This is a genomic window from Pseudomonas sp. B414 (assembly GCF_055408445.1).
Window position 1 is genome coordinate 21,649 of sequence record NZ_JBUZTQ010000025.1, and the last position, 26,727, is coordinate 48,375.

Consider the following 26,727-nt stretch of genomic DNA (forward strand, 5'->3'; position numbering starts at 1 on the left):
TCCCGATAAGGTCGTCCGTCATGCCCCTCGCCCCCCAACGCCTTGCACTCGCCATCGCGCTGTTAAGTTCAAGCGGCTTTGCCTCGCTGGCAATCGCCAGTGACATCACTCTGAGTGCACCCGGCACCAGCGCGCTGAACCTGGGCGCCAGCGATACGTTGACAGTGACCCCAACCGGCAGCCTGACCACCGCCAAGGTGGCGGTCACGCTCAAGGGCAGCACCAGCGGCACAGGCGTGGTGATCGATAACTCGGGCAGCCTGATTTCCAGCGGCGGACGGGCCATCGACAGCAGTGGCAGCGCATCAGGCCAGCGCAACTACAGCATCTTCAACCGCAGCGGCGCGATCATCCAGGGCAGCAACGATGCCTTGCGCATCGATACCAATTTCAGCAGCGGCACTGTACTTATCGACAACAGCGGCACCCTTCGTTCGACCGGCAGCGGCCAGGCCATCGACCTCGACGCGGTGCGCAGCGATGACGTCAACATCTCCCTGACCAACCGCGCAGGCGGCTTGATTCGCGGCGAGTTCAGCGATGGTATAAAGACCGGTGCCAACGCCTCGATTCTCAACTACGGCGAGATATCCTCGGGCGATGCGCTGACCGACGACAACAAGTTCGACGGCATCGATATCGACTCGGCCACCGGCGTGAGCGTCACCAACTACGGCAGCATTTCCGGCGGCCGCCACGGCATCACCACCGATCTGGGGGCGACACTGGTCAATTACGGCGATGTCACCGGGCGTAACGGCTCGGGCTTCGGCTCGGACGGCAATGGCACTGTGATCAACCATGGCACCATCACCGGCGCCTACTCCGGGCTCAAGCCCAACGGTGACGGCGATGGCGTGGATATCGACCTGATCGCCCATATCGAAAACTACGGCGTGATCCAGGGCACCGGTGCCGGCGGTGTGGATAAAAACGGCTTTGCCAACGGCAGCGAAGGTATCGCTCTGGGCGGCGGTTATATCTTCAACGCCGAGGGCGCGCGGGTCAGCGGCGCTAATAATGCGGTGCTGGTGGATGACGGCAGCGATGGCTCCGGGCTGGCCGCCACCACGCTGATCAACAACGGCACGATCAAAGGGCTGGACGGCTTTGGCGTGAAGTTTGTGGGCGAGTTCGAGGATGTGGTCATCAACAATGGCCTGATCAGTGGCAGCAATGGCCAGGCACTGGACCTGGGCGGCGGCAATGACCGCCTCACGCTGGGCAGCGCCAGCCGCTTCGAGGGGCTGGTGGATGGCGGCAGTGGCTACGACCGGGTGACCTTCGATGACCAGGCCGGTGGCAGCTTCGGCAACAGCCAGAACTTTGAATGGCTGGACGTCAAATCGGGCAGTTGGACACTCACCAGCCACAACGACTTCAGTGACGGCGGCGAGATTTTCAGTGGCGCCCGCCTGATCAATCAGGGCGCGATCAGCGGTTCCCTCACGGTCGACGCAGGTGGCGTTTATGCCGGTGGCGGCAGTGTCGGCAACCTGCTGGTCAACGGCACCCTGCAAACCGGCACGCAGCTGGGCAGCGCCACCATCAGCCATGACCTGACCCTGGGCAGCGGCGCGACCCTGGCCTATGGCGTCAATGCCGATGGCAGCAGCGCACCGGTGCAAGTCGGCGGCACCGCCCACCTCAACGGCTCGACCCTGGCGATCAATGCCAGCAGTGGCACCTACCCGTGGCTGAGCCAATACACCGTGCTCAACGCCGGAGCCATCGACGGCACCTTTACCAAGGTCACCAGCGATTACGCCTTCCTGACCCCAACCCTCAACTACAGCCCCACCAGCGTCGAGCTGACCTATGCACGTAATGACGTGGCATTTGCCGATTACGCCAGCAGTGCCAACGGCACCAGCGCCGCCATCGGCCTGAGCCAGCTCAAGGCTGGCAACGCGCTGTATAACGCCTTGCTCAACACCAATACACAAACAGCGGGAGCGGCCATCGAGCAGCTCTCCGGCAGCAGCAATGCGAGCCTCAGCAGCGCGACGTTGGGCGCCACTTCGCAGGTGGGCAGCAGCATGCTGGCAGCCATGCAGTCCCTTGGTGCTGGCGCTGGATTACGGGTTGCCAGTGTCGCCAGCGACACCCCTGCCCTGGCCGCCACCGGCCTGCCGCCCGGTGTGCGCAACCTCAATGACCCGAATGCCCAGGGCCGACTCTGGCTCCAAGGTCTGGGCAGCTATGGCCGACTGGACGGAGCCCACGGCAACAGTGACCTGACCCAACGCACCAAGGGCGGCGTGCTGGGAGCCGACTGGGCCCTGACTTCGGACTGGCGCATGGGCGTGCTGGGCGGCTACTCAAAAACCGATGTGGACAGTACCGGCATGGATGGCACCGTCAACAGCTGGCACGCGGGGGCCTATGCCATTCGCCAGAGCGGTGCGCTGGCCTTGCGTCTGGGCGCGGCCTATAGCGGCCATAACGGTGACAGCAAACGCAGCGTGATGTTTAACGGCTTTAGCGACCGCCCCAAGGGCGATTACCACGCCAGCAGCCAGCAAGCCTTTGCCGAACTGGGTTATGCCCTGAGCAACGGCCGCCTGAACGCCGAGCCGTTTGCCAACCTCGGGTATCAACGGTATGAGCGTGACAGCTACAGCGAAAAAGGCGGCGCGGCAGCGCTGCACGTCGACAAGCAAACACAGGACAACTTCAACAGCACCCTGGGCGTGCGCCTGGCACATCTGAGCCAACTGGAAAACGGCATAAGCATCACCCCGCGCCTGAGCGCAGGCTGGAAGCACACCTATGGCGATGTCAGCAGCTCAACGCGCCAGGCCTTTGTGCTGGGTGGCTCGGCGTTCAATGTCGAAGGCAGTGCCCTGGACCGTAACAGTCTGGTGCTGGAAGCCGGGCTGGATATTGGCGTCTCGGCCCGCCAGACCCTGGGCGTGGGCTACACCGGCGATATCGGCAGCAACAGCCGCAATCACGGGCTGCTGGGGCAATGGCAGATGAGTTTTTGACCATCTCCCTGAACCTGATCCCACAAATGATGGGCAATACTGCAGATAGGAGGCCTGCAAGGATTACTGTGGGAGCGGGCTTGCTCGCGATGCAGGCGACGAGGTCTGCCTGATACATCGCGGTGATGCCATCGCGAGCAAGCCCGCTCCCACAGGCACAAAAAAAGGCCCTCCCCGAAACCGGGGAGGGCCTTTTATTTAACGCCGGGAGTTAGCCCAGGTTAACGCCAAAGTTCGAAGCCAATGGCGCCAGGCCACCTGCAAAACCCTGGCCGATTGCCTTGAACTTCCACTCTTCGCCATTGCGATACAGCTCGCCGAACACCATCGCGGTTTCGGTCGAAGCGTCTTCGCTCAAGTCAAAACGTGCCAGCTCTTTACCGTCAGCCTTGTTCAGAACGCGGATGTAAGCGTTCGACACCTGACCGAAGTTTTGCTTGCGGCCATCAGCTTCGTGAATGGTCACGGCGAATGCCAGCTTCTTGGCGTCCTGCGACAGGCCCGCCAGGTTGACGTTCACTTGCTCGTCGTCACCGTCGCCAGCGCCCGAGCGGTTGTCGCCCTGGTGCACAACGTGACCGTCCGGCGACGTCTTGTTGTTGTAGAACACAAAGCTGCCGTCGTTCAGCACTTTGCCGCTCTCACCCACGATAAACACCGAGGCGTCCAGGTCGAACTCCTGGCCGTCAGTCACCCGTGGATCCCAACCCAGGCCTACAACCACTTCAGTCAGGCCAGGTGCTTCTTTGGTCAGGGAGACGTTGCCGCCTTTACTCAGACTTACTGCCATGTTCGTGAACCCTTATATGAAAAGTTAATGGGGTGCAGATTAGAATTTCAGACCGTAGCTTTCCGCCAATGGCTTGAGGCCGCCAGCAAAGCCCTGGCCCACAGCGCGGAATTTCCACTCGGCGCCATTGCGATACAGCTCGGCAAAGATCATCGCGGTTTCAGTACTGGCGTCTTCTGCCAGGTCATAACGCGCCACTTCGTTGTTGTTGTCCTGGTTCACAATGCGGATAAACGCATTGCGCACCTGACCGAAGTTTTGACGGCGAGCGTCAGCCTCGTGAATGGTCACGGTAAAGGCGATGCGATCGATGTCGGCAGGCACTTTGGACAGGTCGACCTTGATCGCCTCGTCATCGCCGTCGCCTTCACCGGTACGGTTGTCGCCGGTGTGCTCAACCGAGCCGTCAACGCTTTTGAGCTGGTTGTAAAAAATGAAATCGGAGTCAGCGCGGACTTTACCGTCAGCCTTGAGCAAGAAAGCGCTCGCATCCAGGTCGAAGTCTTGACCATCGGTGGAACGTGCATCCCAACCCAGACCCACGAGGACTTTAGTCATCCCCGGAGCTTCTTTGGACAGAGACAGATTGCCGCCTTTGGAAAGGGAAAGTGCCATGTGTAATTCTCCTTAGTAATGTGCGATCAAGCTTTCGTGTCGTTGTTAACGTCGGATTGCTCTTCTTCCTTACCGGGAAAGATGATGCTGGCCACGATACCAATGGCCAATACCACCAACACCACAATCAGACTGGTGTTTGGATCAATTTCATAACCATGGCCAAACAGGTGATCGGTTGCGTTCAGGGCCAGCTTGCCGGCGATAAAGAACAGCAATGCGATAACTGCTTTTTCCAGGTGTACCAGGTAGCGTTTCAGTGCTTCGAGAACGAAGTACATGGTCCGCAGACCCAGAATGGCGAACATCATGGCCGAGTACACGATCAACGGTTCACGGCTCACGGCAATCACTGCCGGTACGGAGTCGAAGGCAAACAGAATGTCTGACACCTCAACCACCACCACACACAAAAACAGTGGGGTCGCAAAAAGAGCGCCCTTGCCTACAAGGGTCATTCCCTTGTTCTGCGGCTTCGTGATCTCTTTTTCAAGCTCTGTACGTGAAACAAAGAAATTATGCCCGTGCAGCTTCGGCCAGACCGGGAACAGTTTTTTCGCAAAACGGTAGGCGATGTGCTTGGAGTAATCTTCCTCCTCATCCTCTTCCTTGCTGCGCAGCATCATCACTGCGGTCCAGGCCACAACCACGGCAAACAACACTTCGACCCAAGGACCAAACGCCAGCAGACCAGTACCGATCGCCACGAAAATCAGACGGAAGACGATGGCGCCGATAATGCCCCAGTACAGAACGCGGTGACGCAATGCGTCCGGGATCTTGAACCAGGCAAAGATCGCCATGAACACGAACAGGTTATCGACGCTGAGTACTTTCTCCAGCGCATAACCGGTCACGAACAGGCTGGCCACGCTTGGGCCGTGGGCCACATACAGATAGCCCGCAAACATAAGCGAGATCACTACCCAGAACACCGACCAGACGGCGGCGTTGGTCAGTGAGACCGGTTTATCGCTTTTGTGGGTAAACAGGTCGATTGCCAGAGCAATGACCGCCAGAGCCACAAATACAGCGATGGTAGTTGGCGGAAAGCCAATTGCCGTGTTTTCCATGATGTCCTCAGAGATCAAAATCGCCAGGGTTCAGCCCCAGCTCATTACAGATGGTGCGGCAAGCAGCCCGCTCACTTTCATCGAAGTTGCCGTCGGCGCTACCGATTGCGCAGCAAACACGCACCAGCAACCGTGCGGCATCTTCTTTTTTACGCAGTTGACCGATCGATTTCAGCGCTTCAGCGCGACCGATCTGCTGGTCAAACTCAAATTTTTCACAGACGGAGTTGAATGCCTTGATCACGTCTTTAACGTCAAAGGCCTTCAGCTCGTTCGAGTTTTGAATAAACCCGACCATCTTCTGTTTTTCGTCGCTGCTGATGTTGCCATCGGCAGCGGCCACCAGTGCGCACCCGGAAACCACAGCTTCCATGAATTCACGGTTCTTGAACTTGCTGACTTCCGTCGAGAGCTTGTCACGGGCGGCGGTAGCGTTGGTTTTGAGCCATTCGAGCATTGGAGTCACCTTGTCAGAAATTGCAGGTACGGCGCCTGTTTCATCAGGCGGCCACTTACACAGCGCTCATTTGGAGCCGGCAGCCCAGCGCATGCCCCAGCCGAACGCCTTATCCATATCCGAGTGGCCCTTGAAGAACTCAACCTTGCGGTTGACCTTCACGCTGCCACCGACGTTTTCGAGCAAAGCGATGGCGCACATGCCTTTGGTGCCACCCTCTTCGCTCAGGCGCACTTCAATCGGCGGTTCACCCGGGATGTACAAGGTGATCACGCCGTCGGTCGCCTGCCAGTTCGGCGCGCCTTCGTAAATGAACGCGTAAATCAGCACGCGACGCATCTTGCGCCACTCCTTGCCGTTGATACGCAGCCACTCGCCATCGCTCACCGAGCCGGTACGGTCGTCGCCCATCAACTGGATAAACGGCTCGTCACGGAAATCGCCAAAGGCATTGCCCAGGGCCTGTACCGCGCCCTTGCGGCCGTTTTCCATTTCGTAAAGGCAACCCACGTCCAGATCGATGCCGCCCGACTTGCCACGCAGGGAGGCAAAAAAGCCGCCGCCGCCAGCGTTGGGATTGGTACGGTTCCAGTTGAGGTTGATCTTGATCTCGCCGAAGTCACCGTCCTTTTTCTCAAGGCTTATGGACGGGCGCTGCTTGTCCAGGGTGATCTTCGACAGATTGATCTTCGATGCCGGGGCCGGGGCCGGAGCTGCAGGCGCAGGAGGTGGCGTCGGCGCTGCTGCAGGTGCAGCAATATCAACGCCAAAGTGCTCGGCCAGAGGCGCCAGGCCACCGGCAAAGCCCTGGGCCACGCAGCGGAACTTCCACACGCCCTGGCGGCGATAGAATTCACCGAGGATCAACGCGGTTTCCTGCATGCCCTGGGTCGGGATCGGCGCTTCGATGCCACCACTCACCGTTACGCTCAACTGCGGGAAGGCATCGAAACGGGCCTTGTTTTCGTAGATGGTCGCGGTCAGGGCGACTTTTTCGATGGCCTGATCAATGGCGTCCAGATTGACACTGAACACACTGCGACCTGCCGCCGATTCCACCAGCTTGACCGCGCCATTGTTGACGCTTTGCTGGCCGAAGAAGCACATGTCGTTGTCGCCACGTACCTTGCCCGATTCATTGAGCAAAAACGCCGAAACGTCCAGGTCCGCGCCCGTCACCGGGGTATAGCTGACAGTAACGCTCAGGGTTCCGCTGGCAACGCCGGTGTTGGCGCCCGGGGTCAGTGTGGTCATCCGCGCACCGCCTGGGCCGCATCACTGGCCAGATCCTGTGCGGTACGGCCATTGGCCACAGTGCCGATGGCGGTCAGGTCCCAGCCTGCCGCTGTGCGGCTGATGTAGGCCATGACCACGCCGGTGTGACGGCCCTTGTCCGATAGGTTGAAGCGCGCCAGCTCTTTGCCGGTCAGCTCGTCAACGATACGGCAGTAGGCGTTTTCTACCGCTTCAAAGTTTTGCCCGGTGAACGAGTTCACGGTAAACACCAGGTGTTTGACCCCGGCCGGCAGTTGCTCCAGGTTGACCTGGATCGACTCGTCGTCACCATCGCCCTCACCCGTGCGGTTGTCGCCGGAGTGAACGATGGAGCCGTCGTTGGACTTGAGCTGGCGAAACCACACCAGGTCCAGTGGTTGTTTGGCACTGTCGAGCAGGATGCACGAGGCATCCAGGTCGATGGCAGCATCACTGCTCAGCAGCTTGGCGAAAAAACCGCTGGGCTTGACCGGGTCCCAGCCCAGGCCCATACGGATTTTCTTGAGACCGGTTCCAGCTTCTTTCTCGAGAGAAATGGTTTGATTCTTGGACAGCGAAATGGCCATGAAGCGTCTCCTTGTCTGCACTGAAGCACGATAGGTAATTACTGATTATTGACATGCTTTGCTTACGCCTGGCTTACAGTTCCTCGCGCAAGCACACATCAAGCGGCCGCTTGCGACGCCACAGCGCGTGAAATTCACGCCAATGCGGCTCTTGAGCGGCCCCGAGCATCTGTTCATCGCCCCGGGTGTCACCCCAGGCACGCAGTTCGTATTGGCCCAAAGGCCCATATTGCGCCTGGAGCCGAATGACTTTTTGTTCACAGCGACAGTTGGTGCCTTCGATATCTCCGGTCAGCACGCCATCGACTGACGCCAGCCGCGTACCGATCAGGCCAATACCGAGTTTTTTGGCAAAAGGCGTGAGCACCAGTTCAGGGGACGCCGAGCAAATTGTTACGTTGGCGCCCTGCTCAATCTGGTTGGCGACGGATGTTAAGCCCAAAGGCCGCATCAGACGCTGCCAGGAAACGTCACAAAATGCTTCAGCGCGCTCCTTAACCCAGGCCTCTTTGGCGCCGGTCAGGTAGACCGCGATCAGTTTCTCTTTCAAATCATTGCGAGAAATCCTGCCCAGCAGGTAGCACGCCGTGGCCGGAATCATCCGCAACAGGCGCATCGCAAACAGGCGATTGCCAAAGGCAAAGCGCAAAAACGGCACAAAGCTGTCGTGATAGGTCAGCGTGCCATCGAAGTCGAACGCTGCCAGAACCTGCTTGTTGCCTTTGTCCGATGTATTCAAAACGTCGTTCAACCCACTAATTCAGCCAATCGCAGGCTGCCTCCAAAAGTGTCTGTCGGGCCGGCGGCTTCAGGGCGAACCCCTTGCCAATGTGCCCGTTCAATAATTGTTTGCGCCCATTTGTAATGGGTCGCGGGCTCGCACATGGCGTCGTTGAACTTGAACACCGCAGGCGCCGCCTCACTCAATATTTGGCGTGCACTGTTGAGATCTTCAAGGCTGACTTGCAACGCCCTGTGGATAACTGCAATTTGCGACGGATGGATTGCAGTTTTACCCACAAGCCCGTGAGCCATATCCAGCGCCAGTTCCTGCTCCAGCAAGTGCGGCGTATTGAGCTGCTCGAACACCGGCGCGGTCAGGGCAAAACCTGCCGAGCCCATGATCCCGCACAACATCGGAATCACATAGCTCATGGGCGTGCTGTACAGGGTCATGGTTTGCGGGCGACGCAAACCCAGGCAGCCCATCAGGTCATTGCCGCCGATGCGCAGGGCAATAATGCGTTCAGGCAACAGCTCCAGCATGGCGCTGCGCAGCTCCACCATGGCATTGGGCACAAAGACTTCCGGGGTTTCCAGGGTGGGCATCAGCATCAGGTCGGCGCGGGTCACCGCCTGCTGCCACTCGCGGATATTGCCCAGGCTGAGTTTGGGCACGACAAAACCGTCGACATGACGCATCAGTGACCATTCATTAAGCACCGCTGCCATTGCTGCATCGCGCGGGCGCACAAACAGGATCGGCCCGGACGACGGCCGGCCGCCACGGGCCTCGATGCCCAGCAGCAGGTTCTTGAGGTTGTTCAGCCCCTGCTGCACGTCAATTTCGGCCACAGCGTCTTCAAGGCACACCACCAGTGAGCGCAAACCCTGGATCTTCTCGCCCAGCACCACATCCAGAATATCGGGACGGGTGGCCGGCATATAAAGTGTGGCGCCCAAGGCATAGGCTGAATACTTGATCATCAGCGAACACTCCTGATTACGGTCACGGCGCGATACGGCCCCAGTTCATCACCGACTTCCTGGACCTCGATATTGGCCTGACGTGTCAGGTGCAACAGTAATTGCACGTCCTGATCACCCAGGTTACGCACCAATACGTGGTCCGGCACCCGGCGCATCACAGCGCGAGTGGCCTCGGCGATACCCGGTTTGACCCGGTTGGGGTTGGTCACCGCAAAGCGGGTCGAGATACGTTCGACCGCAGCGACCGCCGAGTGTTGCAAGGCGCCAGCCTGCTCTGCTGTCCAGGGTTGTGCAGCGGCCAGCGGGGCAAGTTGCGCCCGCTCGGTTTCGATGCTGTGGATAAAACTCATGGTCACGTCGTGTTCCGCCAAGTGGTCATACACCACGCAACCATGCAGGCCCGGGGTTTGCGGCCAGATGGAACGAGAAACCAGCCCTGAAACCGTGGCCCCCAGAATGCCCGAGGGGATCAGCCAGTCCTCAGCCGAAGCCGCCAGCCAGGCGCGGCCACAGGGGTCAGCCAGCACCACCAGGCGTGGGTCTGCCGGGAAACGCGAGTCCCCCGCCAGGCTCTCGCGGATCTGGCCGCTGATCGCGCCCTTGCCGGTCCAGCCATCGACAAACACGATATTTTCGGCACCGTGACTCTTGATGATAGCCTCGAGTGCGACGTTGTCGATTCCACGGTCACGAATAATGCTGATGCCGTAGTGCGCAGCCTCGCGCCCCAGATCGAGCAGTGCCCGGCGCAGCAGCACGCCCAGGGGCAAACCGGCACGCACAAAGGACACCAGCGCAATCGAAGGGCCGCTGTAGCGTTCATTCAAGGCCAGCGCCAGCGCCTGCACATCGGCCGCCATGCGCGCACCGTTCTGCGTCAGGGCACGCTGATAGAGGCTTTTATGGGTGTCGGACGGCGCATGCTCCTGGCTGATCATCTCGGAGTAATGGCGCTGCTGGGTCTGGATCAGCCGTTCTTTTTCCTGCACGTCGGTAACTTCAATCTGCAGGGCGCGCAGGAGAAAGTGCACGTCATCGGCGTCATAGCTACCACTGCCGACGGTTTCCAGGTCTGCAAATGCATTACTCATGGTCGACGCTCGCCAGCACATGGGCGGCCAGTTGCCCGCGCTTGGGCGTGCCCCACCAGTCGCACTCGGCCATAAAGCCCAGGTCCGACACGCTGTCACCAAAGCCCAGCAGCGGGCGTTTGCCGTTGATCGCCTGATCACGGCGAATCCACTCGCGTACCGCTTCACGCTTTTGCAGGGTGACGGGCAGGAACGCCAGGTTGTTGCCATTGCCGTGTACATACAGGCCATCTAGCAAACCGCGCGCCTTGACCTCGGCCAATACGGTGAGCAGCGCTGCGTCGGTTTCGTTGTTGTGCTTGGTGACCACGTAATTGGCCAGGCCCTGCTCTTCAACCACCCAACCGCGCAACGAAATGCCCAGCTCGGCACCAATGGCCAGGGTTTGCTCGCTCAGTTCGTGCAGACGGGTTTGCTCAAGCGCCAGTTCGTCGCACATGCGTGCATGCCAGACCGGGTCCAGTGAACCGTCGGGGTTGAGAATCACGCCGCCGTGGGCACACACCGCACCGTGGACGAACGGCAACTGCACCCGCTGATAGGCCTCGATGCTGCGCGCCGTCACCGGCACCACGTCGCTGGTAGCCAGCAGCCATTCCACAAAGCTCTTTTGCGTTGCGCTCATAAAGCCGTTGGGCTGGCCGTCCACATCCAGGGTGGCGGCAAAACGCGGCTCATCGCCCATTTTACGGGCGGTTTGAAACAGGGTGTCATCCAGATCAACGAACACCAGAGGACGATTACTGCTCATCAACGATTACCTGCGCATTCAACGCGCTGACCAGCGCCGGGTCGACGGCGGCTGCCGGGGTTTCGCTGCAAATCAGCACCCGATCGAACTGGCCGGGGGCGACGTTGTAAAGAAAATTGGGGATGCCCAGGCCGTAGTTGTCCGAGAACGACAACGCATGGTCGATACAATGGCCCAAGGCAATGGGCGAGCGGCTGGTGGAACTGAAGCGCACATCGGCACCCGCGCGCTCAAGTCGCTCGGCCAGCAGAAACGGGCGCCAGACGAATTCGCTGGTACCCACCACCAGGACCCGTTCACCGGGCGCGACCTGCAAGTCGGGCGCCAGGGTATCGAAATGTTCGCGAACACCCATGCGCCCCCAGTCACGGCTGGCATCGAGGGCCCAGTCGCCTTGGGCGACACTGCCCACCTCGGGCATATCCGGCAGCTCTGCGGCGCAATCTTCGGCGAACGTGTAGCGACCGTCGAGCAACGAGACGCTGCTGACGTGGTTGCCCATGGCCTTGCGCACAGCGTCCTGGGACCAGTCGGTCAGGGTCGCGGTCACGATACGTTCAATCGAGTTGAGCCCGGCTTCGGCCAGCGCCCGGGACAGGTTGATAAAGGTATTGCCGGTGGAGGCTTCATCGTCCACCAGCACCAGCGAACGGGCGTTGAGCATCATGGCGCGGGTTTGCGCGTTTTGCGGCAAGTGCAGCAGATGCGAGCTGGCGTGGCTGTGTTCTTCTTCAAAACGGGCAAACAGCTCGCTGCCCGTGGGGTGGCGGCTGCTGCACAGATACACGCTGTCATCACGGGTGTGGCTGAGCGCACGGTGTACGCCAGCGCCCAGGCCAACGGCGGTTTCGGCCATACCGATCACCAGCACCGGGCCGGGCAGGTCGGCGGGGATTTTGGCCGCCAGCGCATTGAAGCTTGCCGCCATCAGCGACGGCCGCGCCGGGATATGCCGGCCCAGCACACGGGAAACGAATAAAAAGGCGCGTTTAGGGTTTCGGCGCTCGGCAAAATCGAAAAGTGCCTGTGGATCAACGGTCGATGCATTGACCTCTACCTCCAGGCGACCGCGTTTAAGGTTTGCATGCAACACCTTGGGTTCGGTCTTGGAATTACCGCTGCTCATTGATGATTACTACCTGAACATACTGAAAAATGGGGGACGATTAGGGAGACGGGGGGTTATGACAAGTAAAAAATGGTTACTGAAGATGGCTGGCGTCAATTCGCCATAATCCAGCCTGGGATGCTCGCACCAATTGCGGCGTGCTCAACGAGCGCTCGCCGCGCCCGCGCTGGGCCGGCACACCGGCCGCCTCAAGAAATGCCAGCACCAGCGCCGACTTGACGGCAAAGTTCATGTTCTGCGCATCCGCCATGCTGGACGTCACCAGACCACCGACCAAACCTTGCGGGTCGAACACCGGGCTACCGCTGGAGCCAGGCTGGATTGGCGCGGTGAACTGCATCAGGCTGGCATCGTCGCGCAGGCCAAACAGCCCCGAAACCACACCTTGGGATACTTGCACGCCACCGCCCGCCAGCCCGGCCAGCGGAAAGCCCAGGGTGACCACACTTTCGCCCAGCTCACAGCCCATGCCCTCGCGAAAAGTCAGCGGACTCAGGGGCGGCGCGCCAATAACGCGCAACAAGGCGAGATCATTTTTGCGATCGACCACCACAGACTCCGCCTTGTATCGACCATCAAAGGAGGTAATCGACAGTTGCTCAAGGCCTTCAATGACATGGGCGCAGGTCAAAATATGCTGGGCACTCACGGCAAAGCCGGTACCCGTAGCGCCCTGGCGCGCAGTGCTGTCGTCCGACGCCTCGGGCTGTGTTCGTTGCGGATGGCGATCATCCAAAGGCAGCCCCATGCGTCGGGCTAAAGCACCCAGACCGTAGGCTGACGCTTCGGCCAGTGCGCGAATCTTCCACTGATCGTTACGACGGTACGCCTCGGCAATGACCATTGCGCCATCACCGTATTCAGCCAGTGCCAGACTGTGCTCGATCTGCGCACCGACCTTGAGCTGAAAACTGCCCAGTTCGCGTAACGGGCCCAGAGCGCCGAACACATACAGCACCAGCAACACACGTTCACAGTGTGCAGGCAGTTGCTCCAGCGCCAGGGTAAAACGGGCCACACCGACGGTGTCATGCCAGGCCAGCCAGGGTTGCGGGGCGTGCATCAGTGCAGGCTCGCCGACGGGTTGGCGCTGGTCATCCACGGCCAGCAACGCCAGCCCCGCATAGTCACCCAATGCGCCCGCTCGCGAGCAAGTCAGGACCATCTCACAACGCACAGACTCAAGGGCCGCATTGGCGCCTGGCATCAATATCATCGCTTGTGACTCCCCTGTGCCCGCGACAAACAAGAGCTGATCACCTTAACAGCTCTTCTCCACGAACCGGAACCACCACCGTGATCGCCTTGACCTGCACATCCTCGCGCCACACGCTGGCCGGAACAGGCAGGCCCAGGCGACGCGCGGCAAAGATACCGGGCAGATTGACCCCGGCTTCGCGGGTATAGCCGATACCGCCGGAATAACGCAGGTTGATCTCCAGCAAATGCGGCTGGCCTGCAGCATCATCGCGGGTCTGCACATTGACGATGCCGTCGCACTTGAAGTGACGCGCCGCCTTGATCGCCAGTTCGACCGCGGCACCATCGCGTTCGAAGGTCTGCATCAGGCCCTGCTTGCGCCGCCCGACATAAGCCACAGCCTCGCCTGCCTCGCAGACCATGTCCACCGAGCATTCGCTGCCGGGCATATAAGGCATCACCAGCAACGGTTTGGGGGCCTCGGACTGACCGTAAGCCTGGGCAAACACCGACGCATTGACCTCATGGGCATCGGCATTGGCAAAACTGCGAAACGGGTCGACATCATCGGCCAGACGCCAAAAGCCCTGGCCATAAATGCCGCGCGTCGGTTTTACACAGACCTGACCGTCGCGGGCCAACTGGGCGTAAGCCGCCTCCAGTTCAGCCCGGGTGCTCACCGTTATCGCTGGAATACACGCCAGCCCTGCCGCCAGGGCTTCACGGGTAAAGGTCGACTTGTCGTCCACCCGCTCAAAGGTGTCCAGATCCAGCGCGCCAGTAATCAGTTGCAGCCCGGCCGCTTCAAATTCGGCGCGGTGCGTTTCATACACCTGCCCCACACGCCCGGCCAGTACCACCTTGATCTGCTGGGCGCGAGCCTGTTCGATCACCCAGCCGATGCGCTCCTGGTTGTCCTGCGGCTCGCGCCAGGCAACATCGGCCAGCCCGGTGATCTCAGGGCGATTCTGGCGGTGTGAAGCAAAAATCCGCACCGAGTCCGGCAGCGCCGCCCGGGCACCTGCAATCACGTCGCGTTGGCTCGATTGCCCTTCAAGAAACCAGATCATGAACATCCCTTGGTACGGATAAACGCGGGAGTCTAGCGCAAGGCTAATACCAACGCCCTTAGTCATTAGGGGGAGTCTGTGTAACCAAATATGAAATTAACTAACTAAATAGTTCATAATGTGCGGCATCGTGTCGCGCCCCGTCGCTGACACTTCATATAAAGGAGCTCCCGTAGATGTTTTTCTCTTCCCGCGCCCTGCTGAACACCAGCCTGTGCGGCGGCTTGTCATTGCTGGCCCTGACGCCTGCCTGCGTACTGGCCGACACCACCGACAACCTGATGAACCGTTCGACCCTGACCGGCGACTGGGGCGGCGAACGCCAGAAGCTGATCGACAAAGGCATCAAGCTGACCGGTGATTACAACTCCGAAACCTTCTCCAACCTGCATGGCGGGATCAAGCACGGCACCCGATACTCGCAACAAGTGCGGATCGGCGCCCAGTTCGACCTGAGCAAACTACTCGGCAGCGCCGATGCTGGCCTGGTGCAAATCACCGTCAACGATCGTCGCGGCCACAGCGCCTCCGAAGACCTCGTAGGCAACCGCCTGCCGATTCAGGAAAACGCTGGCGGCAACTACACTCGCCTGTCCGAGTTCAGCTACCAGCGCACCTTGTTTTCCGAAGACCTGACCACCAAGGTCGGCTTTATGCCGATGGGCAACGACTTTGGCGGCATGCCGTTGCTGACCAGCTTCGTCAACGCCGGTTTCTGCGCCCACCCGCTGACCCAGTCCAATGGCAGTGGCTGGACCAACTACCCCACCGGCCACTGGGGCGGCGAACTGCGTTACACCGTCAGCCCGGCCCTGACCTTGCAAACCGCTGTGTTCCAGGTCAACCCCGAGTACAACAGCCGCTCCTCGGAAGCCTTCAGCATGACCACCAAAGGCACTACCGGGGCGATCATGCCGCTGGAGGCGATCTTCACCAACGACGCCTGGCTCAATGGCCAATACAAGGTGGGCTGGTACTACGACACCTCTAACACCCGCAAGATTGGCAGCACGCAAAAAGCCAACAACCGCACCGGCGCTTACGTGCTGGTCGACCAGGCCATCTGGCGTGACGAACAAGACCCCGAAAGCGTATTGCGTGCCTTTGGCCAGGCCTCCAGCAGCAATGCCGCGACCTCGCCGATGCGCCACTGGTACTCGGTGGGCCTGGTCAAGCAAAAACCGTTTGCCAGCCGCCCGAAAGACAGCATCGCCTTCGCCTATGGCCGCGCCGTATTCAACTCGCGCTCCCGGGACGTACAGGAAGCGGCCGCCAGCGGCCCCGAGCAGGCGGACATGATCGCCAGCCTGGACAGCGGCGAGCAGTTGCTGGAACTCAATTACGGTGCGCAAGTTACGCCATGGCTGTTGTTGCGCCCGGACCTGCAATACATCATCGAACCGGGTGCGTTCTACGGCGCCAGGCGCAGCAATGCACTGGTGGCGGGCTTGCAGGTTAAAGCAACGTTCTGACGAGTGCCGCTGCGGCATAAAATCTGTGGGAGCGGGCTTGCTCGCGATGGCATCGCCTCAGTTTACCTGATGCACCGAGCTGCCTGAATCGCGAGCAAGCCCGCTCCCACATTGATCAGCATCAGCGCAAACAGGTTTCACAATTCGTTAAGAATTGCCCTCCTATACTCCAGTGCAGTATTTCCTTCGATTGCTGCCTGGTAACCCAATGCGCCTGTCTCGTCCTGCTCTGCTGTTATTACTGCTCGGTTGCGTGCTGTTGTTTTTTGCACTGGGCAATCACCAACTGCAGGGCTCGACCGAGTCGCGGGTAGCGGGCATCGCCATGCAGATGCACCTGAGCGACGACTGGGTCACGCCCAATCTGCTCAATGATCCCTTCCTTGAAAAACCACCCCTCAGTCTTTGGCTGGACGCTGGCGCAATCCGTGTGTTCGGCGGCGAGTTATTCGCCGTGCGCCTGGCCTCGGCCTTTGCCGGGCTGTTCAGCCTGCTGTTGCTGTACACCATGCTGCGCAAAATGGGACGCCCCACCGCCCTGGCCTGGACCGCCGCCGCAATGCTGGCAACCATGGGCATCTTTTGGGGTAACGCCCGCCAGGTAGGCGAAGACTCCCTGCTGACCCTGGGCGTCAGCATGGCCTTGCTGGGGTTCTTTTATGCCAGTCGCCAGCCTCGTTGTGCATGGGGCACTTGGCTGCTGTTTGCCACCGGCATTGCCATTGCCACCCTGAGCAAAGGCGTACTGGGCCTGGCGCTGCCGGGAGTGGTGATTTTTGTCTATTTATTGTGCGAAAGCCTGATCGAAAAACGCTTCATGCTGCACAACTGGCTGCGCCCCGCACTGTTCACCCTGCTGGGGCTGATCCCGCTGTTGATCTGGCTGTGCATGTTGTACCAACGCGGCGGCATGCAGGCGGTCAGCGAACTGCTGCTGACCAACAGTGTCGGGCGCTTTAGCGGCTCCTTTGTTGAAGCCGGGCATTACGAACCCTTTTACTACTACCTCAGAAAACTGCCCGAAGCCTTTTTGCCGTGGAACCTGCTGACCTACCTGGGCCTGTGGCACTTTCGCAAACAGTTGCGCAGCAACCCGTTTCTGCTGTTTTTCTGTGTGTGGCTGGTGGCGCAATTTGTGCTGCTCAACCTGGCCTCCAGCAAGCGTGCGGTGTACATGATGTCGATGGCACCAGCCGCTGCTGTGATTGCCGCTGAATATGCCCGGGTGCTGCTGGACGGGTTGCGCAAGAAAAGCCCGGCCTCGCCCGTGGCCAGATTTCTCAGTAACTACCACCGCTCGCTGGCCGTTGCCCTGCTGACGGGCCTGGTGGCCGCCTATCTGCTAGCGGCACACTGGGCCCCGCGGGCCGACAAGGAGGAATCCTTCCAGGCGATCGCGGCCCAGGTCATGGCGCTGCAAGCCAGCGGCAAACAGGTCGCCCTGCTCAGGCCCGACGAGCGCCTCGGTGCCATAGTGTTTTACAGCCAGCAATTGCAGCACACACTTAAAACCACGGCTGAACTGCAGGCATTTCTCAGCGCATCCCCTGACCATATCGCCCTTGTCGAGAATCCCGAGATCCCGGGTATTGCCCTGAACGTTCTGGATGAGGTCAGCGTGGGCCGGCACCACTTCTACTTCGTCAGCCTGGCGGCCCCCGCCGCATAAATTTGATCCGGGGCAACAGATCTGCAGATGGCGTGGCCGATCACCGTGCATTGGCTACGCTCCTTGGACGATTCCCGGACACAAGGAGCCTGCCATGACCATCAGCATTTCCAGCAAGACCCTGAGCGACTACGACGCCAACCTCGCCTTCAACACCGCCACTGCGTTTTTGCGCAAATCCGATCTGGCCAACTACCTGATCGATCAGCTGGAGCAGCAGCACGTAAAGCTCAGCATCGAGGTCAATACCGACCCGGCCCTGGCCAATCAGGATGTGTCGAACAACGGCTCGATTGTCTGGAACCTGCACAACGGCGCCGCGCCGGGCGCCAACCTGGCCGACGTGACGGCCCTGCTCAACCGCATACCGGCGCAACAAAAGCCCTATATCAGCAGCCTCTGGGGGCTGATGCATTTGCTCGCCCTCGCCTGCCAGCAATTGAACAGCCAGCTCAACTTTCGTGATGCGGATGCGACCTGGCCGTGGCTCGACGAGAAAGTACTCAGCGCCAACGATATCGAAAATGTGGTGGCCCGCGAACTAAGCGACCTGCCATTGCCCGATGAGCAAAACTGGGATCGCCTGCTAAAGCGCATTTGATGGGTGTGCAGTGACTCAGTGGGGCAAGCCTGCTCGCGAAATTCTCGTTAGCGAACTTCGCGAGCAGGCTCGCTGCCACGGCTTAAAATTGCGAGGCTTCATACCCGTGACGGCTGCTTGCCGTCATCACCGGCACGATGTTTTCCCAATCCTTGGGCTCGATATAGCCAAGCATCTGCGCCTCGCCATTGGTCTCATTAGTACTGATAAATAATGTGGCGCCGTAGCCGAAGGTGGTCCTGGTCGACAGGTGCATATCGGTGAGCAACTGGTCCATACACTCACTGTGGCTCACCAGGATCAGATTGCGACCCGGCACTTTGTGCTGGAGGGCATCACGCAACATGCTGCCCCGGCAATTGAATAGCCAGTCCAGTGCCTCCACCGGCCGCACAAACATGGCATCGGCGGTTTGCCGGGCGCGGGTCAGCAAGCTGCTGTAAACATCGGTGTTCATCAGCCCCAACTGCTTGAAGTCCGCGCCCAGCGCCTGAACGACAACCTCACCGCGTACCGTCACACCGTCCGCTGGCCCCAGGCATCGGGAAGAGGAACGATCGCAACGCTCGCCGTGGCGCACCACCGCAATCACATCGCCCTTGGCCCAGCTCTCGGTCAACAACTGCACATGATCGGCATGGCTCGGTTGCGCCAGGTTGGGCGGGGACGCTGGTGCCAGCAACGCCAATGCCAGCGCAGCCGCCAGCACGCTCGCGGCGATGACCACCAGCGCATTTCGATAACGCTTAAGCACACGACGCAGCAGCGTACGGTTAATCCCGATCAGATCAAGGCTCAATGTCACGGTACTTATGCCCCCCGCGGCAATCAGTGAAAGACACTGGCGCCACCCTATAGCGCGAATATGACAGCGGGTCGGTGACAGACCCGCACGCCCAACAGACTTGCATGGCGCAGGTCTCAATTAGCTGAACAGGAGTCTAAAAAAGCGCAGGTCAGAGGCAGGTGAAACGAATGTGAAAAAAAACTTGAGCCATGAATAAACAAAGCGTTGAAGAAAACGTTTCAGCTCTGGCGAAAGCCGCCGATACCCCCCAACACAACACTCGGCTGGGCCAAAAAAATAAAACCCTCCAGCGAACTTAGATCATGCGTGCAGCGTTCCTGGAGAACTCTATGAATAGATGGCTGAGCAATATCAGCGTCAACCTGAAACTGTCCCTGGGCTTTGGCCTGGTACTGGCCCTTACCTGCGTGATGGCCGTCTGCAACTGGATCAGTCTGGACAAGATGATTGATCGCAGTAACTGGATGAGCGACATCACCCGTTTAAACACCGCGTTTACCAACCTGCGGGTTACGCGCTTGCAGTACATGCTCACGGACGGTGACGAAACCGCCGCACAGGGCGTACAAACCAGCATCGATGCGTTTTCGTCCCTGCAAGCACAACTGATCAGCACCTTCCAAAGCCCGGAGAACCTCAAGCTGCTCAAGCAGCAACAAGAGATCATCGGTCGCTACGAGAGTGCGCTGGTCACCATGCGCAAGGCCTACGTTGAATCCGCCGTATCGCGGGCCAACATGGACCGCAATGCCGCACTGGCACAAGACGCCATCGCCACCCTGATAGCCCGCGCCCTGCAACTGCCCGCAGGCGATGAAAACCGTTTTGCCATGTTCCAGACCGTATCTGAAGTGCGCGAGCAGTTCCTGCTCTCGCGCTATCAAGTACGCGCCTACATCGCGGCACCCAACCCCACCACCGAAAAAGCCGCACGCCAGCAACTGGACAGTGCCGTGGCCAGCCTTGAGCGCCTGAACTCGCACTTTGCCACGGACGCCGGCGATACCCTGCGCACCCTGACCCGGACCATGGAGCAGTACCAGCAAGCGCTGGAGCTGTACGCCAGCACCGACAACACCATTATTGCCACGCGCAAGGACATGACCGAATACGGCAGCAACATCCTGGGCATCAGTGATGAACTGTACAAAATCCAGCTGCAGCGCCGTGACATCGAAAGCGCTACGGCCAACAGCATGCAACTGATCACTACCTTGCTGGTGCTGCTGTTTGGCATCACCGCTGCGGTGATCATCACCCGCCAGATCACCGTCCCCCTGCGCGAAACCCTGGCCGTGGTCGACCGCATTGCCAGTGGCGACCTCACCCAGAACCTGCGCGTTACCCGCCGCGATGAACTGGGGGTATTGCAACAGGGCATTGCACGCATGGGCACTACCCTGCGTGAGTTGATCAGCGGTATTCGTGATGGCGTCAGCCAGATCGCCAGTGCGGCCGAAGAGTTGTCGGCCGTGACCGAACAGACCAGCGCCGGGGTCAACAGCCAGAAGATCGAGACCGATCAGGTGGCCACGGCCATGCATGAAATGACCGCCACCGTGCAGGAAGTTGCGCGCAACGCCGAGCAAGCCTCGCAAGCGGCCGCTGCGGCGGACAATGAAGCCCGCGAAGGCGACACCGTGGTCAATCAGGCGATCGATCAGATCGAGCGTCTGGCAGTAGAGGTCGGCCGTTCGACCGAAGCCATGGCCGTGCTGCAACAGGAAAGCGACAAGATCGGCAGCGTGATGGACGTGATCAAGGCCGTGGCCGAGCAGACCAACCTGCTGGCCCTCAACGCGGCCATTGAAGCGGCCCGTGCCGGTGATGCCGGGCGTGGTTTTGCCGTGGTTGCCGATGAAGTGCGCGGTTTGGCCCAGCGCACGCAAAAATCCACCGAAGAGATTCAAACCCTGGTGGCAGCCCTGCAAAGCGGCACCCAGCACGTGGCTACGGTGATGCAAAACAGCCGCACCCTGACCGACAGCAGTGTGAGCCTGACGCGCCACGCGGGCACATCGTTGCAGGGCATCACCCACACCGTGTCAAATATCCAGTCGATGAACCAGCAGATTGCCGCCGCTGCCGAGCAGCAAAGCGCAGTGGCAGAAGAAATCAGCCGCAGCATCGTCAACGTGCGCGACGTTTCCGAACAAACCGCCGCGGCCAGCGACGAGACGGCCAAGTCCAGCGTTGAACTGGCGCGGTTGGGTAACCAGCTGCAAGAGATGGTCAGCCACTTCAAAGTTTAAAAGCACCCTCACCCCAACCCTCTCCCGGAGGGAGAGGGAGCTGATTAGCGGTGTTCTTGAGGTCGCGTGCGGTCAGTCCCCTCTCCCTCCGGGAGAGGCGTGGTGAGGGGCTCTTGATCTTCAGCGCCCTATTCGTGATGTACCCGGGCGCGCTTGAGCAGCTTCTTGCTGCGTTCGGACAAGTGCAACACGCGCAGATGCTTGCCCGCTTTGCGATAGCGCTCGCGCAAGGTATCCAGTGCCGCAATGGCCGAGTAATCAACAAAGGTCAAATGCTGGCAATCGAGGGTCACCTGCGCCGGATCATTGGCCGGGTCAAACTGTTTGAGAAAGGCCGTGGTCGAGGCAAAAAACAGCGTGCCATGCACGCGATAAAGCTTGCTGCCATCACTCTGCATATCCGCATCAGCATACAACTGGCGCGCCTGCTGCCAGGCAAAATTGAGCGCGGCGATAATCACTCCGCACATCACCGCCACCGCCAGATCGGTAAACACGGTAATCACCGTCACCGCGATAATCACCAGCACATCGTTGAGCGGCACCTTGTTCAGCACTCGCAATGAAGCCCAGGCGAAGGTCTGCTGCGACACCACAAACATCACCCCCACCAGCGCGGCCAACGGGATACGCTCGATAAACGGTGACAGGAACAACACAAACAGCAGAATCATCACCCCCGCCGTCACACCGGACAACCGCCCGCGCCCGCCGGAACTGAGGTTGACCACGGTCTGCCCGATCATCGCGCAACCGCCCATGCCACCGAATGCACCCGACACCATATTGGCCGCCCCCAGCGCCACGCACTCGCGGTCCGGGTAGCCACGGCTTTCGGTGATTTCGTCGGTCAGGTTAAGGGTCAGCAGGGTTTCCAGCAGACCCACCACCGCCATCACGATTGCATAAGGCGCGATGATGCTCAGGGTCTCCAGAGTCCAGGGAATCTGCGGCAGGCTAAAGCTCGGCAAACCACCGGCGATATGCGCCATATCGCCCAAAGTGCGGGTCGGCAAACCGAGAAAATAAACCGCCAGCCCAACCCCCAAAATCGCCACCAGCGCAGGCGGCGCGGCACGGGTCAGGCGCGGCAGCAGGTAAACAATGGCCATGGTCGCCGCCACCAGCCCGATCATCATGTACAGCGCCATGCCACTGAGCCAGGTATCACCGTCCTTGAAGTGATCCAGCTGCGCCATGGCAATCACAATCGCCAGCCCGTTAACAAACCCCAGCATCACCGGGTGCGGCACCATGCGCACCAGCTTGCCGAGCTTGAGCAGACCGAACGCCAGCATGATCAGCCCGCTCAGCAGCACCGTGGCCAGCAGATACTGCACACCGTGTTGCACCACCAGCGCGATGATCACCACCGCCATCGACCCGGCTGCACCGGAGACCATGCCCGGCCGCCCGCCAAACAGCGCGGTGAGGGTGCAAATAATAAACGCGCCATACAAGCCCATCAGCGGGTTGAGATGGGCAACCAGTGCGAACGCAATGCACTCGGGCAATAGGGCGAAGGACGTCGTGAGCCCGGCCAGGACATCAGCGCGCAGACGTGAGAGTTTCATGGTTTACCTAAAATTCGGGACGGGGAAAACGGAGGGCGTAACAAGCAACAGATGGTAACAAATTGCAGGCGGGAAAAAGCAACTGTGGGAGCGAGCTTGCTCGCGATGGGATCGCCGCGGTGTACCTGATAGACCGAGGCGTCTGCATCGCGAGCAAGCCCGCTCCCACAGGGTGGGGGGGAGAGTTGCGGAGTTACTTCACCACCATACCCACCCCACGCCCACGCGGATCGGAGGCGGTTTCAAGCTGAGTGCCATTAACCCGGATCGCCTGAATATCACCCATGTTCCAGCCCTGATCTTCCAGGGTGTAACCCATGGCCTTCAACTCGTCGGCCACCTTGCCGGTCAGCGGTGCATAGGCATCAAAGTAAATGGTGTCCTTGGGCAGCAACTGGTGATGCACACGCTGCGCCGCCACGGCTTTTTCCAGCGGCAGATCGTAGTCGTAGATATTGTTCAGCACCTGGAAAATCGAGGTGAAGATCCGCGAACCGCCCGGGGTACCCAGCACCAGCGTGACCTGACCATCGCGGGTCACCAGGCTTGGGCTCATCGACGACAGCATGCGCTTGCCCGGCTCGATGGCGTTGGCATTACCGCCTACCACACCAAAGGCGTTGGCCACCCCCGGCTTGGAGCTGAAGTCATCCATTTCATCGTTCAGCAAAAAGCCCGCGCCTTTAACCACAACGCCACTGCCGTAATCCCAGTTCAGGGTGTAAGTGTTGCTGACCGCATTACCCTGTTTGTCGACGATGGAAAAGTGCGTGGTCTGATGCGGCTCCAGGCCCGGTTTGACCTTGGCCGTCTCGGAAATCGCCTTCGGGTTGACCTCTTTCGCTCGCTTGGCGATATAGGCCGGGTCGGTCAGTTCAGCTACCGGCATCTTGCCGAAGGCCGGGTCGCCGAGGTAGTCGGCACGGTCAGCAAACACGCGCTTTTCGATTTCGGCCAGCAGGTGGATATAAGGCGCTGAGTTCAGCTCCACGCCTTTAAAGTCCGCGGCACGGTCTTCCTTGATGCCGATCAGTTGCGCCAGTGCGATCCCGCCCGAGCTTGGCAGCGGCGCGGTGTACAGGGTGTTGCCGCGGAAATCCACCCGCATCGGCTCACGCCAGCTGACCTTGTAATCGTTGAGATCTTGCCTGGTGATCAAACCCTTGTCCTGCTGCATTTGCGCGATCAGCAGGTCGGCGGTCTTGCCGTGGTAGAACTCCTTGGCGCCCTGGTCGGCGATGCGTTCAAGGGTCACGGCCAGCTCGGGCTGCTTGAACGTTTGCCCCGGCTTCATGCTGCCGAAATAGTCGCCGAAGTTGGTAGTGCCCTTGAACAGCGCCAGCGCATCTTCGCGGTACTGAAATTGCTGGTCGGCCACCTTGAAACCGTTTTTAGCGTAACCCACGGCCGGGGTCAGCAACTCGGCCCAGGGCAATTTGCCGAAGCGCTGGTGCGCTTCCCACAGGCCCATCACCGTGCCCGGCACGCCAGCTGCGCGTGAACCGACAAGGCTCAGGTTCTCGATGATCTCGCCTTTTTCGTCGAGGTACATATCACGGGTAGCAGCCTTGGGCGCGGTTTCGCGATAGTCGAGGAAATAGGGTTTGCCATCGATATACATCGTCATAAAACCGCCGCCGCCGATATTGCCGGCTTCGGGGTAGGTCACGGCGAGGGTGAAGGCGGTGGCGACAGCAGCGTCGACTGCGTTGCCGCCTTTTTTAAGAATTTGCGCGGCTACTTCGGCGCCGTATTGGTCCGGCGCGGCGACTGCGCCGCCTTCCAGAGTAACGGCATACGCCGAGGAGCTGGCGGCAATAGCAGCCGTCAAGGCCAGGGTTTTGAACCACACAATGCGCATTTGTTACTTCCTTTTATTGTTATCAACTGTGGCCGAACCTTGTCTGAATTCGGCAACATTTTCAAACAACAAAAGCAAAACTGAGCGATGACGCACAACCTTTCGGGCGCATCTACCGGGCTTTTGTGGGAGCGAGCTTGCTCGCGATGGGATCGCCGCGGTGTACCTGATAGACCGAGGCGTCTGCATCGCGAGCAAGCCCGCTCCCACAGGGAGGGGGTGGGTCAGGCGGATGCTTCGGCTATCAGCGCATCCATCAGGCCACGGGCCATTTCGATACCGTGAATCACGCACCACAACTGCTCGGCTTCATAACCGCTGAGGTGGGAACGGATATCGTCGGCAGTCAGTTCCGCGCCCTTGAGCAATAGCGAGGCGTGTTTAAGCGCGTCCTGAAGCGGCACGCCGGGGTTGATGCTAAATAGCGAAGTGCCCTCATGGGCGCAGGTAAACAGCGGAGAATCTGGGACAATTTTCTTCATAGCATTGCTTTCTCAATTAGGGATGAAAGAACTGCCAATGCTCCGCTGTCATTCGGAAAGGGTGGCAGCTGCGTGCGGTTGACAGACCGAGGAGAAAGCAAGACAGAACGACTCGGTGCACTCGAAAGTGCCCCACACGCAGCCGCCATAACACGATGAAATGTTTATGACGCTGTCTTGCTCACTCTCATCGGCCTGTCAAAACCGGTCACTGAAATCAGCGACCCGCCGAGACTATCGACCCGTTTACAGCACCACAAGACGCTCGGGATTCTCTAGGAAACATCACTCAAGAGAAAGCGAAACGTCAGGTGCAGACGTTGCTTTATGTGTAGCCGCCGCCCACAAATCCCGTAGGAGGCCTTACAGCATTTCGTCCTTGATCCACTGCACCACGCTGTTGCGCTTCGGTGCCCAGCCCAGCAGTTCGCGGGCGTTTTTGCCACGCACGCGGCTGTTGGAGCCCAGCCCGTAGTTGGCCATTTCATAGCCCCATTCGGCTTCGGCGTCTGCCAGTGGCCAGTCGTGGGCGTGCCCCAGGCCCAGGGCTTGAGCAATGGCGTTGCTCATGTCGGCAAAGGCCGCTTCGCTGCTTTCAACAAAGTAGAAGGTGCCGGCCGGGGTTTTCTCCAGCGCCAGCAGGTACAGCGCCACCACGTCTTCGATATGCACGTTGGACCAGATGTTCTGACCGCTGCCCACATGGCGCACCACCGCACTTTTACGCGCTTGCTTGAGCAGACGCGGCAACTGCACGCTGTCGCGGTTGACGCCCAGGCTGTGGCCGTAGATCAGGGTGTTGCAGATCACCGCCGAGCGCACGTTGTCCTGCGCTGCCGCGAGGATCAGGTTGTCGATGGCCACCCGCGCCGCCTTGTCCACGGTTGGCTCGGGCAATTGACCTTCGTAGTAAATGATATCGCTGGCCTTGCCGCCCGAGGCGTCGCCGACAATGCTCGAACCGCTGGTGTGCAAGAACACTTTGCCGCTGCCACGCAGGGCATCGAGCAAGGCTTCGACGCCGCCACGGTGGTCGCTGCTGGCCGCGTTGATCACCGCATCGGCCTGACGCGCCAGGGTGGCGAGCAAGGCGCTGTCATCCAGAGTGCCGATGACCGGAGTAATACCCAGGGCAAGCATTTGCTGCTCCTGCTCCGGGCTGCGCACCAGACCCGTAACTTGATGCCCGGCCTTGACCAGTGCCGTGGCAATCGAGCCACCGATAAAACCTGCTGCGCCGGTTACGAAAACGTTCATGCCATGACTCCCGTGTGAGTAAGTGATAGGGCCA

23 protein-coding genes and 1 pseudogene are annotated in these 26,727 nt (G+C 59.9%); 6 read left to right on the forward strand and 18 right to left on the reverse strand.

Going from position 1 to position 26,727, the window contains the following annotated elements:
• Positions 1–20: 20 nt before the first annotated feature.
• Positions 21–2,990: an autotransporter outer membrane beta-barrel domain-containing protein gene (locus ACZRMH_RS18990; protein WP_464014740.1), complete on the forward strand. Its 2,970-nt coding sequence runs from the start codon at positions 21–23 to the stop codon at positions 2,988–2,990.
• A 211-nt stretch (positions 2,991–3,201) separates the two neighbouring features.
• Here the strand turns inward: ACZRMH_RS18990 and ACZRMH_RS18995 are convergent, their stop codons facing one another.
• From ACZRMH_RS18995 to ACZRMH_RS19055, 13 genes are all read right to left on the reverse strand, one after another.
• Positions 3,202–3,780 (reverse strand): TerD family protein, encoded by a 579-nt coding sequence (locus ACZRMH_RS18995; RefSeq protein WP_464014741.1) that lies wholly within the window; start codon positions 3,778–3,780, stop codon positions 3,202–3,204.
• Between the two features lie 39 nt (positions 3,781–3,819).
• Complete coding sequence (locus tag ACZRMH_RS19000; protein ID WP_133078838.1) at positions 3,820–4,395, reverse strand: TerD family protein; 576 nt, start codon at positions 4,393–4,395, stop codon at positions 3,820–3,822.
• Positions 4,396–4,421: 26 nt separating this feature from the next.
• Positions 4,422–5,468, reverse strand: a complete 1,047-nt coding sequence (locus ACZRMH_RS19005) for a TerC/Alx family metal homeostasis membrane protein (RefSeq protein ID WP_016783513.1) — start codon at positions 5,466–5,468, stop codon at positions 4,422–4,424.
• Between the two features lie 7 nt (positions 5,469–5,475).
• Positions 5,476–5,925 (reverse strand): tellurite resistance TerB family protein, encoded by a 450-nt coding sequence (locus tag ACZRMH_RS19010; protein WP_395247421.1) that lies wholly within the window; start codon positions 5,923–5,925, stop codon positions 5,476–5,478.
• 66 nt (positions 5,926–5,991) lie between these two features.
• Positions 5,992–7,179 carry a TerD family protein gene (locus tag ACZRMH_RS19015; protein ID WP_464014742.1) on the reverse strand — a complete coding sequence of 396 codons (1,188 nt, stop codon included), beginning with the start codon at positions 7,177–7,179 and terminating at the stop codon, positions 5,992–5,994.
• The gene (locus ACZRMH_RS19020; protein ID WP_464014743.1) at positions 7,176–7,766 is read right to left on the reverse strand and encodes a TerD family protein; all 591 of its coding nucleotides are present in this window, start codon (positions 7,764–7,766) and stop codon (positions 7,176–7,178) included. The genes ACZRMH_RS19015 and ACZRMH_RS19020 overlap by 4 nt, the downstream gene beginning before the upstream one ends.
• A 73-nt stretch (positions 7,767–7,839) precedes the next feature.
• Positions 7,840–8,517: an HAD family hydrolase gene (locus ACZRMH_RS19025; protein ID WP_464014744.1), complete on the reverse strand. Its 678-nt coding sequence runs from the start codon at positions 8,515–8,517 to the stop codon at positions 7,840–7,842.
• Positions 8,514–9,473: an HpcH/HpaI aldolase/citrate lyase family protein gene (locus ACZRMH_RS19030; RefSeq protein ID WP_464014745.1), complete on the reverse strand. Its 960-nt coding sequence runs from the start codon at positions 9,471–9,473 to the stop codon at positions 8,514–8,516. Before ACZRMH_RS19030 ends, ACZRMH_RS19025 begins: the two co-directional genes overlap by 4 nt.
• Positions 9,473–10,567 (reverse strand): cysteine protease StiP family protein, encoded by a 1,095-nt coding sequence (locus ACZRMH_RS19035; protein WP_464014746.1) that lies wholly within the window; start codon positions 10,565–10,567, stop codon positions 9,473–9,475. Before ACZRMH_RS19035 ends, ACZRMH_RS19030 begins: the two co-directional genes overlap by 1 nt.
• Positions 10,560–11,318: an HAD family hydrolase gene (locus tag ACZRMH_RS19040; RefSeq protein WP_464014747.1), complete on the reverse strand. Its 759-nt coding sequence runs from the start codon at positions 11,316–11,318 to the stop codon at positions 10,560–10,562. Before ACZRMH_RS19040 ends, ACZRMH_RS19035 begins: the two co-directional genes overlap by 8 nt.
• Positions 11,308–12,444 (reverse strand): phosphoribosyltransferase domain-containing protein, encoded by a 1,137-nt coding sequence (locus ACZRMH_RS19045; RefSeq protein WP_464014748.1) that lies wholly within the window; start codon positions 12,442–12,444, stop codon positions 11,308–11,310. The genes ACZRMH_RS19040 and ACZRMH_RS19045 overlap by 11 nt, the downstream gene beginning before the upstream one ends.
• A 76-nt stretch (positions 12,445–12,520) precedes the next feature.
• On the reverse strand, positions 12,521–13,663 hold the full coding sequence (locus ACZRMH_RS19050; protein WP_464014749.1) for a trypsin-like peptidase domain-containing protein: 1,143 nt from the start codon (positions 13,661–13,663) through the stop codon (positions 12,521–12,523).
• 40 nt (positions 13,664–13,703) lie between these two features.
• Positions 13,704–14,717, reverse strand: coding sequence for an ATP-grasp domain-containing protein (locus tag ACZRMH_RS19055; RefSeq protein WP_464014750.1), 1,014 nt, complete (start codon positions 14,715–14,717; stop codon positions 13,704–13,706).
• A gap of 176 nt (positions 14,718–14,893) precedes the next feature.
• On the opposite strand from ACZRMH_RS19055, the gene ACZRMH_RS19060 reads away from it, so the two are divergent.
• The 3 genes from ACZRMH_RS19060 (at position 14,894) to ACZRMH_RS19070 (ending at position 18,459) form a co-directional block, all read left to right on the forward strand.
• Positions 14,894–16,189: a carbohydrate porin gene (locus ACZRMH_RS19060; RefSeq protein WP_464014751.1), complete on the forward strand. Its 1,296-nt coding sequence runs from the start codon at positions 14,894–14,896 to the stop codon at positions 16,187–16,189.
• A gap of 208 nt (positions 16,190–16,397) precedes the next feature.
• A complete protein-coding gene (locus ACZRMH_RS19065; RefSeq protein ID WP_464014752.1) occupies positions 16,398–17,858 on the forward strand; it encodes an ArnT family glycosyltransferase in 1,461 nt (486 codons plus the stop codon).
• A 94-nt stretch (positions 17,859–17,952) separates the two neighbouring features.
• Positions 17,953–18,459 carry a hypothetical protein gene (locus ACZRMH_RS19070; protein ID WP_464014753.1) on the forward strand — a complete coding sequence of 169 codons (507 nt, stop codon included), beginning with the start codon at positions 17,953–17,955 and terminating at the stop codon, positions 18,457–18,459.
• Positions 18,460–18,541: 82 nt separating this feature from the next.
• On the opposite strand, the gene pmrG is transcribed toward ACZRMH_RS19070, so the two are convergent.
• On the reverse strand, positions 18,542–19,264 hold the full coding sequence (pmrG, locus tag ACZRMH_RS19075) for a lipopolysaccharide core heptose(II)-phosphate phosphatase PmrG (protein WP_464014754.1): 723 nt from the start codon (positions 19,262–19,264) through the stop codon (positions 18,542–18,544).
• 467 nt (positions 19,265–19,731) lie between these two features.
• On the opposite strand from pmrG, the pseudogene ACZRMH_RS19080 reads away from it, so the two are divergent.
• Positions 19,732–20,616: pseudogene (locus ACZRMH_RS19080) on the forward strand (methyl-accepting chemotaxis protein); the annotation flags it as partial.
• Between the two features lie 198 nt (positions 20,617–20,814).
• A complete protein-coding gene (locus ACZRMH_RS19085; RefSeq protein WP_464014779.1) occupies positions 20,815–21,519 on the forward strand; it encodes a methyl-accepting chemotaxis protein in 705 nt (234 codons plus the stop codon).
• A gap of 128 nt (positions 21,520–21,647) precedes the next feature.
• Here ACZRMH_RS19085 and ACZRMH_RS19090 read toward each other — a convergent pair whose 3' ends face one another.
• The 4 genes from ACZRMH_RS19090 to ACZRMH_RS19105 all read right to left on the reverse strand — a co-directional run bounded on the left by ACZRMH_RS19090 (position 21,648) and on the right by ACZRMH_RS19105 (position 26,693).
• The gene (locus ACZRMH_RS19090) at positions 21,648–23,093 is read right to left on the reverse strand and encodes a SulP family inorganic anion transporter (RefSeq protein ID WP_464014755.1); all 1,446 of its coding nucleotides are present in this window, start codon (positions 23,091–23,093) and stop codon (positions 21,648–21,650) included.
• Positions 23,094–23,286: 193 nt separating this feature from the next.
• Entirely contained in the window at positions 23,287–24,954 is a 1,668-nt protein-coding gene (gene ggt, locus ACZRMH_RS19095; RefSeq protein WP_464014756.1) for a gamma-glutamyltransferase, read from the reverse strand.
• Between the two features lie 224 nt (positions 24,955–25,178).
• The gene (locus ACZRMH_RS19100; RefSeq protein ID WP_464014757.1) at positions 25,179–25,436 is read right to left on the reverse strand and encodes a DUF3077 domain-containing protein; all 258 of its coding nucleotides are present in this window, start codon (positions 25,434–25,436) and stop codon (positions 25,179–25,181) included.
• 363 nt (positions 25,437–25,799) lie between these two features.
• Positions 25,800–26,693, reverse strand: coding sequence for an NAD-dependent epimerase/dehydratase family protein (locus ACZRMH_RS19105; protein ID WP_464014758.1), 894 nt, complete (start codon positions 26,691–26,693; stop codon positions 25,800–25,802).
• Positions 26,694–26,727: the final 34 nt, after the last annotated feature.

Excerpts from the sequence above, each read along its gene's own strand:
- ACZRMH_RS18990 (WP_464014740.1), top strand. The coding sequence starts at position 21 with ATGCCCCTCGCCCCCCAACGCCTTGCACTCGCCATCGCGCTGTTAAGT.
- ACZRMH_RS18995 (WP_464014741.1), bottom strand. The coding sequence starts at position 3,780 with ATGGCAGTAAGTCTGAGTAAAGGCGGCAACGTCTCCCTGACCAAAGAA.
- ACZRMH_RS19000 (WP_133078838.1), bottom strand. The coding sequence starts at position 4,395 with ATGGCACTTTCCCTTTCCAAAGGCGGCAATCTGTCTCTGTCCAAAGAA.
- ACZRMH_RS19005 (WP_016783513.1), bottom strand. The coding sequence starts at position 5,468 with ATGGAAAACACGGCAATTGGCTTTCCGCCAACTACCATCGCTGTATTT.
- ACZRMH_RS19010 (WP_395247421.1), bottom strand. The coding sequence starts at position 5,925 with ATGCTCGAATGGCTCAAAACCAACGCTACCGCCGCCCGTGACAAGCTC.
- ACZRMH_RS19015 (WP_464014742.1), bottom strand. The coding sequence starts at position 7,179 with ATGACCACACTGACCCCGGGCGCCAACACCGGCGTTGCCAGCGGAACC.
- ACZRMH_RS19020 (WP_464014743.1), bottom strand. The coding sequence starts at position 7,766 with ATGGCCATTTCGCTGTCCAAGAATCAAACCATTTCTCTCGAGAAAGAA.
- ACZRMH_RS19030 (WP_464014745.1), bottom strand. The coding sequence starts at position 9,473 with ATGATCAAGTATTCAGCCTATGCCTTGGGCGCCACACTTTATATGCCG.
- ACZRMH_RS19035 (WP_464014746.1), bottom strand. The coding sequence starts at position 10,567 with ATGAGTAATGCATTTGCAGACCTGGAAACCGTCGGCAGTGGTAGCTAT.
- ACZRMH_RS19040 (WP_464014747.1), bottom strand. The coding sequence starts at position 11,318 with ATGAGCAGTAATCGTCCTCTGGTGTTCGTTGATCTGGATGACACCCTG.
- ACZRMH_RS19045 (WP_464014748.1), bottom strand. The coding sequence starts at position 12,444 with ATGAGCAGCGGTAATTCCAAGACCGAACCCAAGGTGTTGCATGCAAAC.
- ACZRMH_RS19050 (WP_464014749.1), bottom strand. The coding sequence starts at position 13,663 with ATGATATTGATGCCAGGCGCCAATGCGGCCCTTGAGTCTGTGCGTTGT.
- ACZRMH_RS19055 (WP_464014750.1), bottom strand. The coding sequence starts at position 14,717 with ATGATCTGGTTTCTTGAAGGGCAATCGAGCCAACGCGACGTGATTGCA.
- ACZRMH_RS19060 (WP_464014751.1), top strand. The coding sequence starts at position 14,894 with ATGTTTTTCTCTTCCCGCGCCCTGCTGAACACCAGCCTGTGCGGCGGC.
- ACZRMH_RS19065 (WP_464014752.1), top strand. The coding sequence starts at position 16,398 with ATGCGCCTGTCTCGTCCTGCTCTGCTGTTATTACTGCTCGGTTGCGTG.
- ACZRMH_RS19070 (WP_464014753.1), top strand. The coding sequence starts at position 17,953 with ATGACCATCAGCATTTCCAGCAAGACCCTGAGCGACTACGACGCCAAC.
- ACZRMH_RS19085 (WP_464014779.1), top strand. The coding sequence starts at position 20,815 with ATGACCGCCACCGTGCAGGAAGTTGCGCGCAACGCCGAGCAAGCCTCG.
- ACZRMH_RS19090 (WP_464014755.1), bottom strand. The coding sequence starts at position 23,093 with ATGAAACTCTCACGTCTGCGCGCTGATGTCCTGGCCGGGCTCACGACG.
- ggt (WP_464014756.1), bottom strand. The coding sequence starts at position 24,954 with ATGCGCATTGTGTGGTTCAAAACCCTGGCCTTGACGGCTGCTATTGCC.
- ACZRMH_RS19100 (WP_464014757.1), bottom strand. The coding sequence starts at position 25,436 with ATGAAGAAAATTGTCCCAGATTCTCCGCTGTTTACCTGCGCCCATGAG.
- ACZRMH_RS19105 (WP_464014758.1), bottom strand. The coding sequence starts at position 26,693 with ATGAACGTTTTCGTAACCGGCGCAGCAGGTTTTATCGGTGGCTCGATT.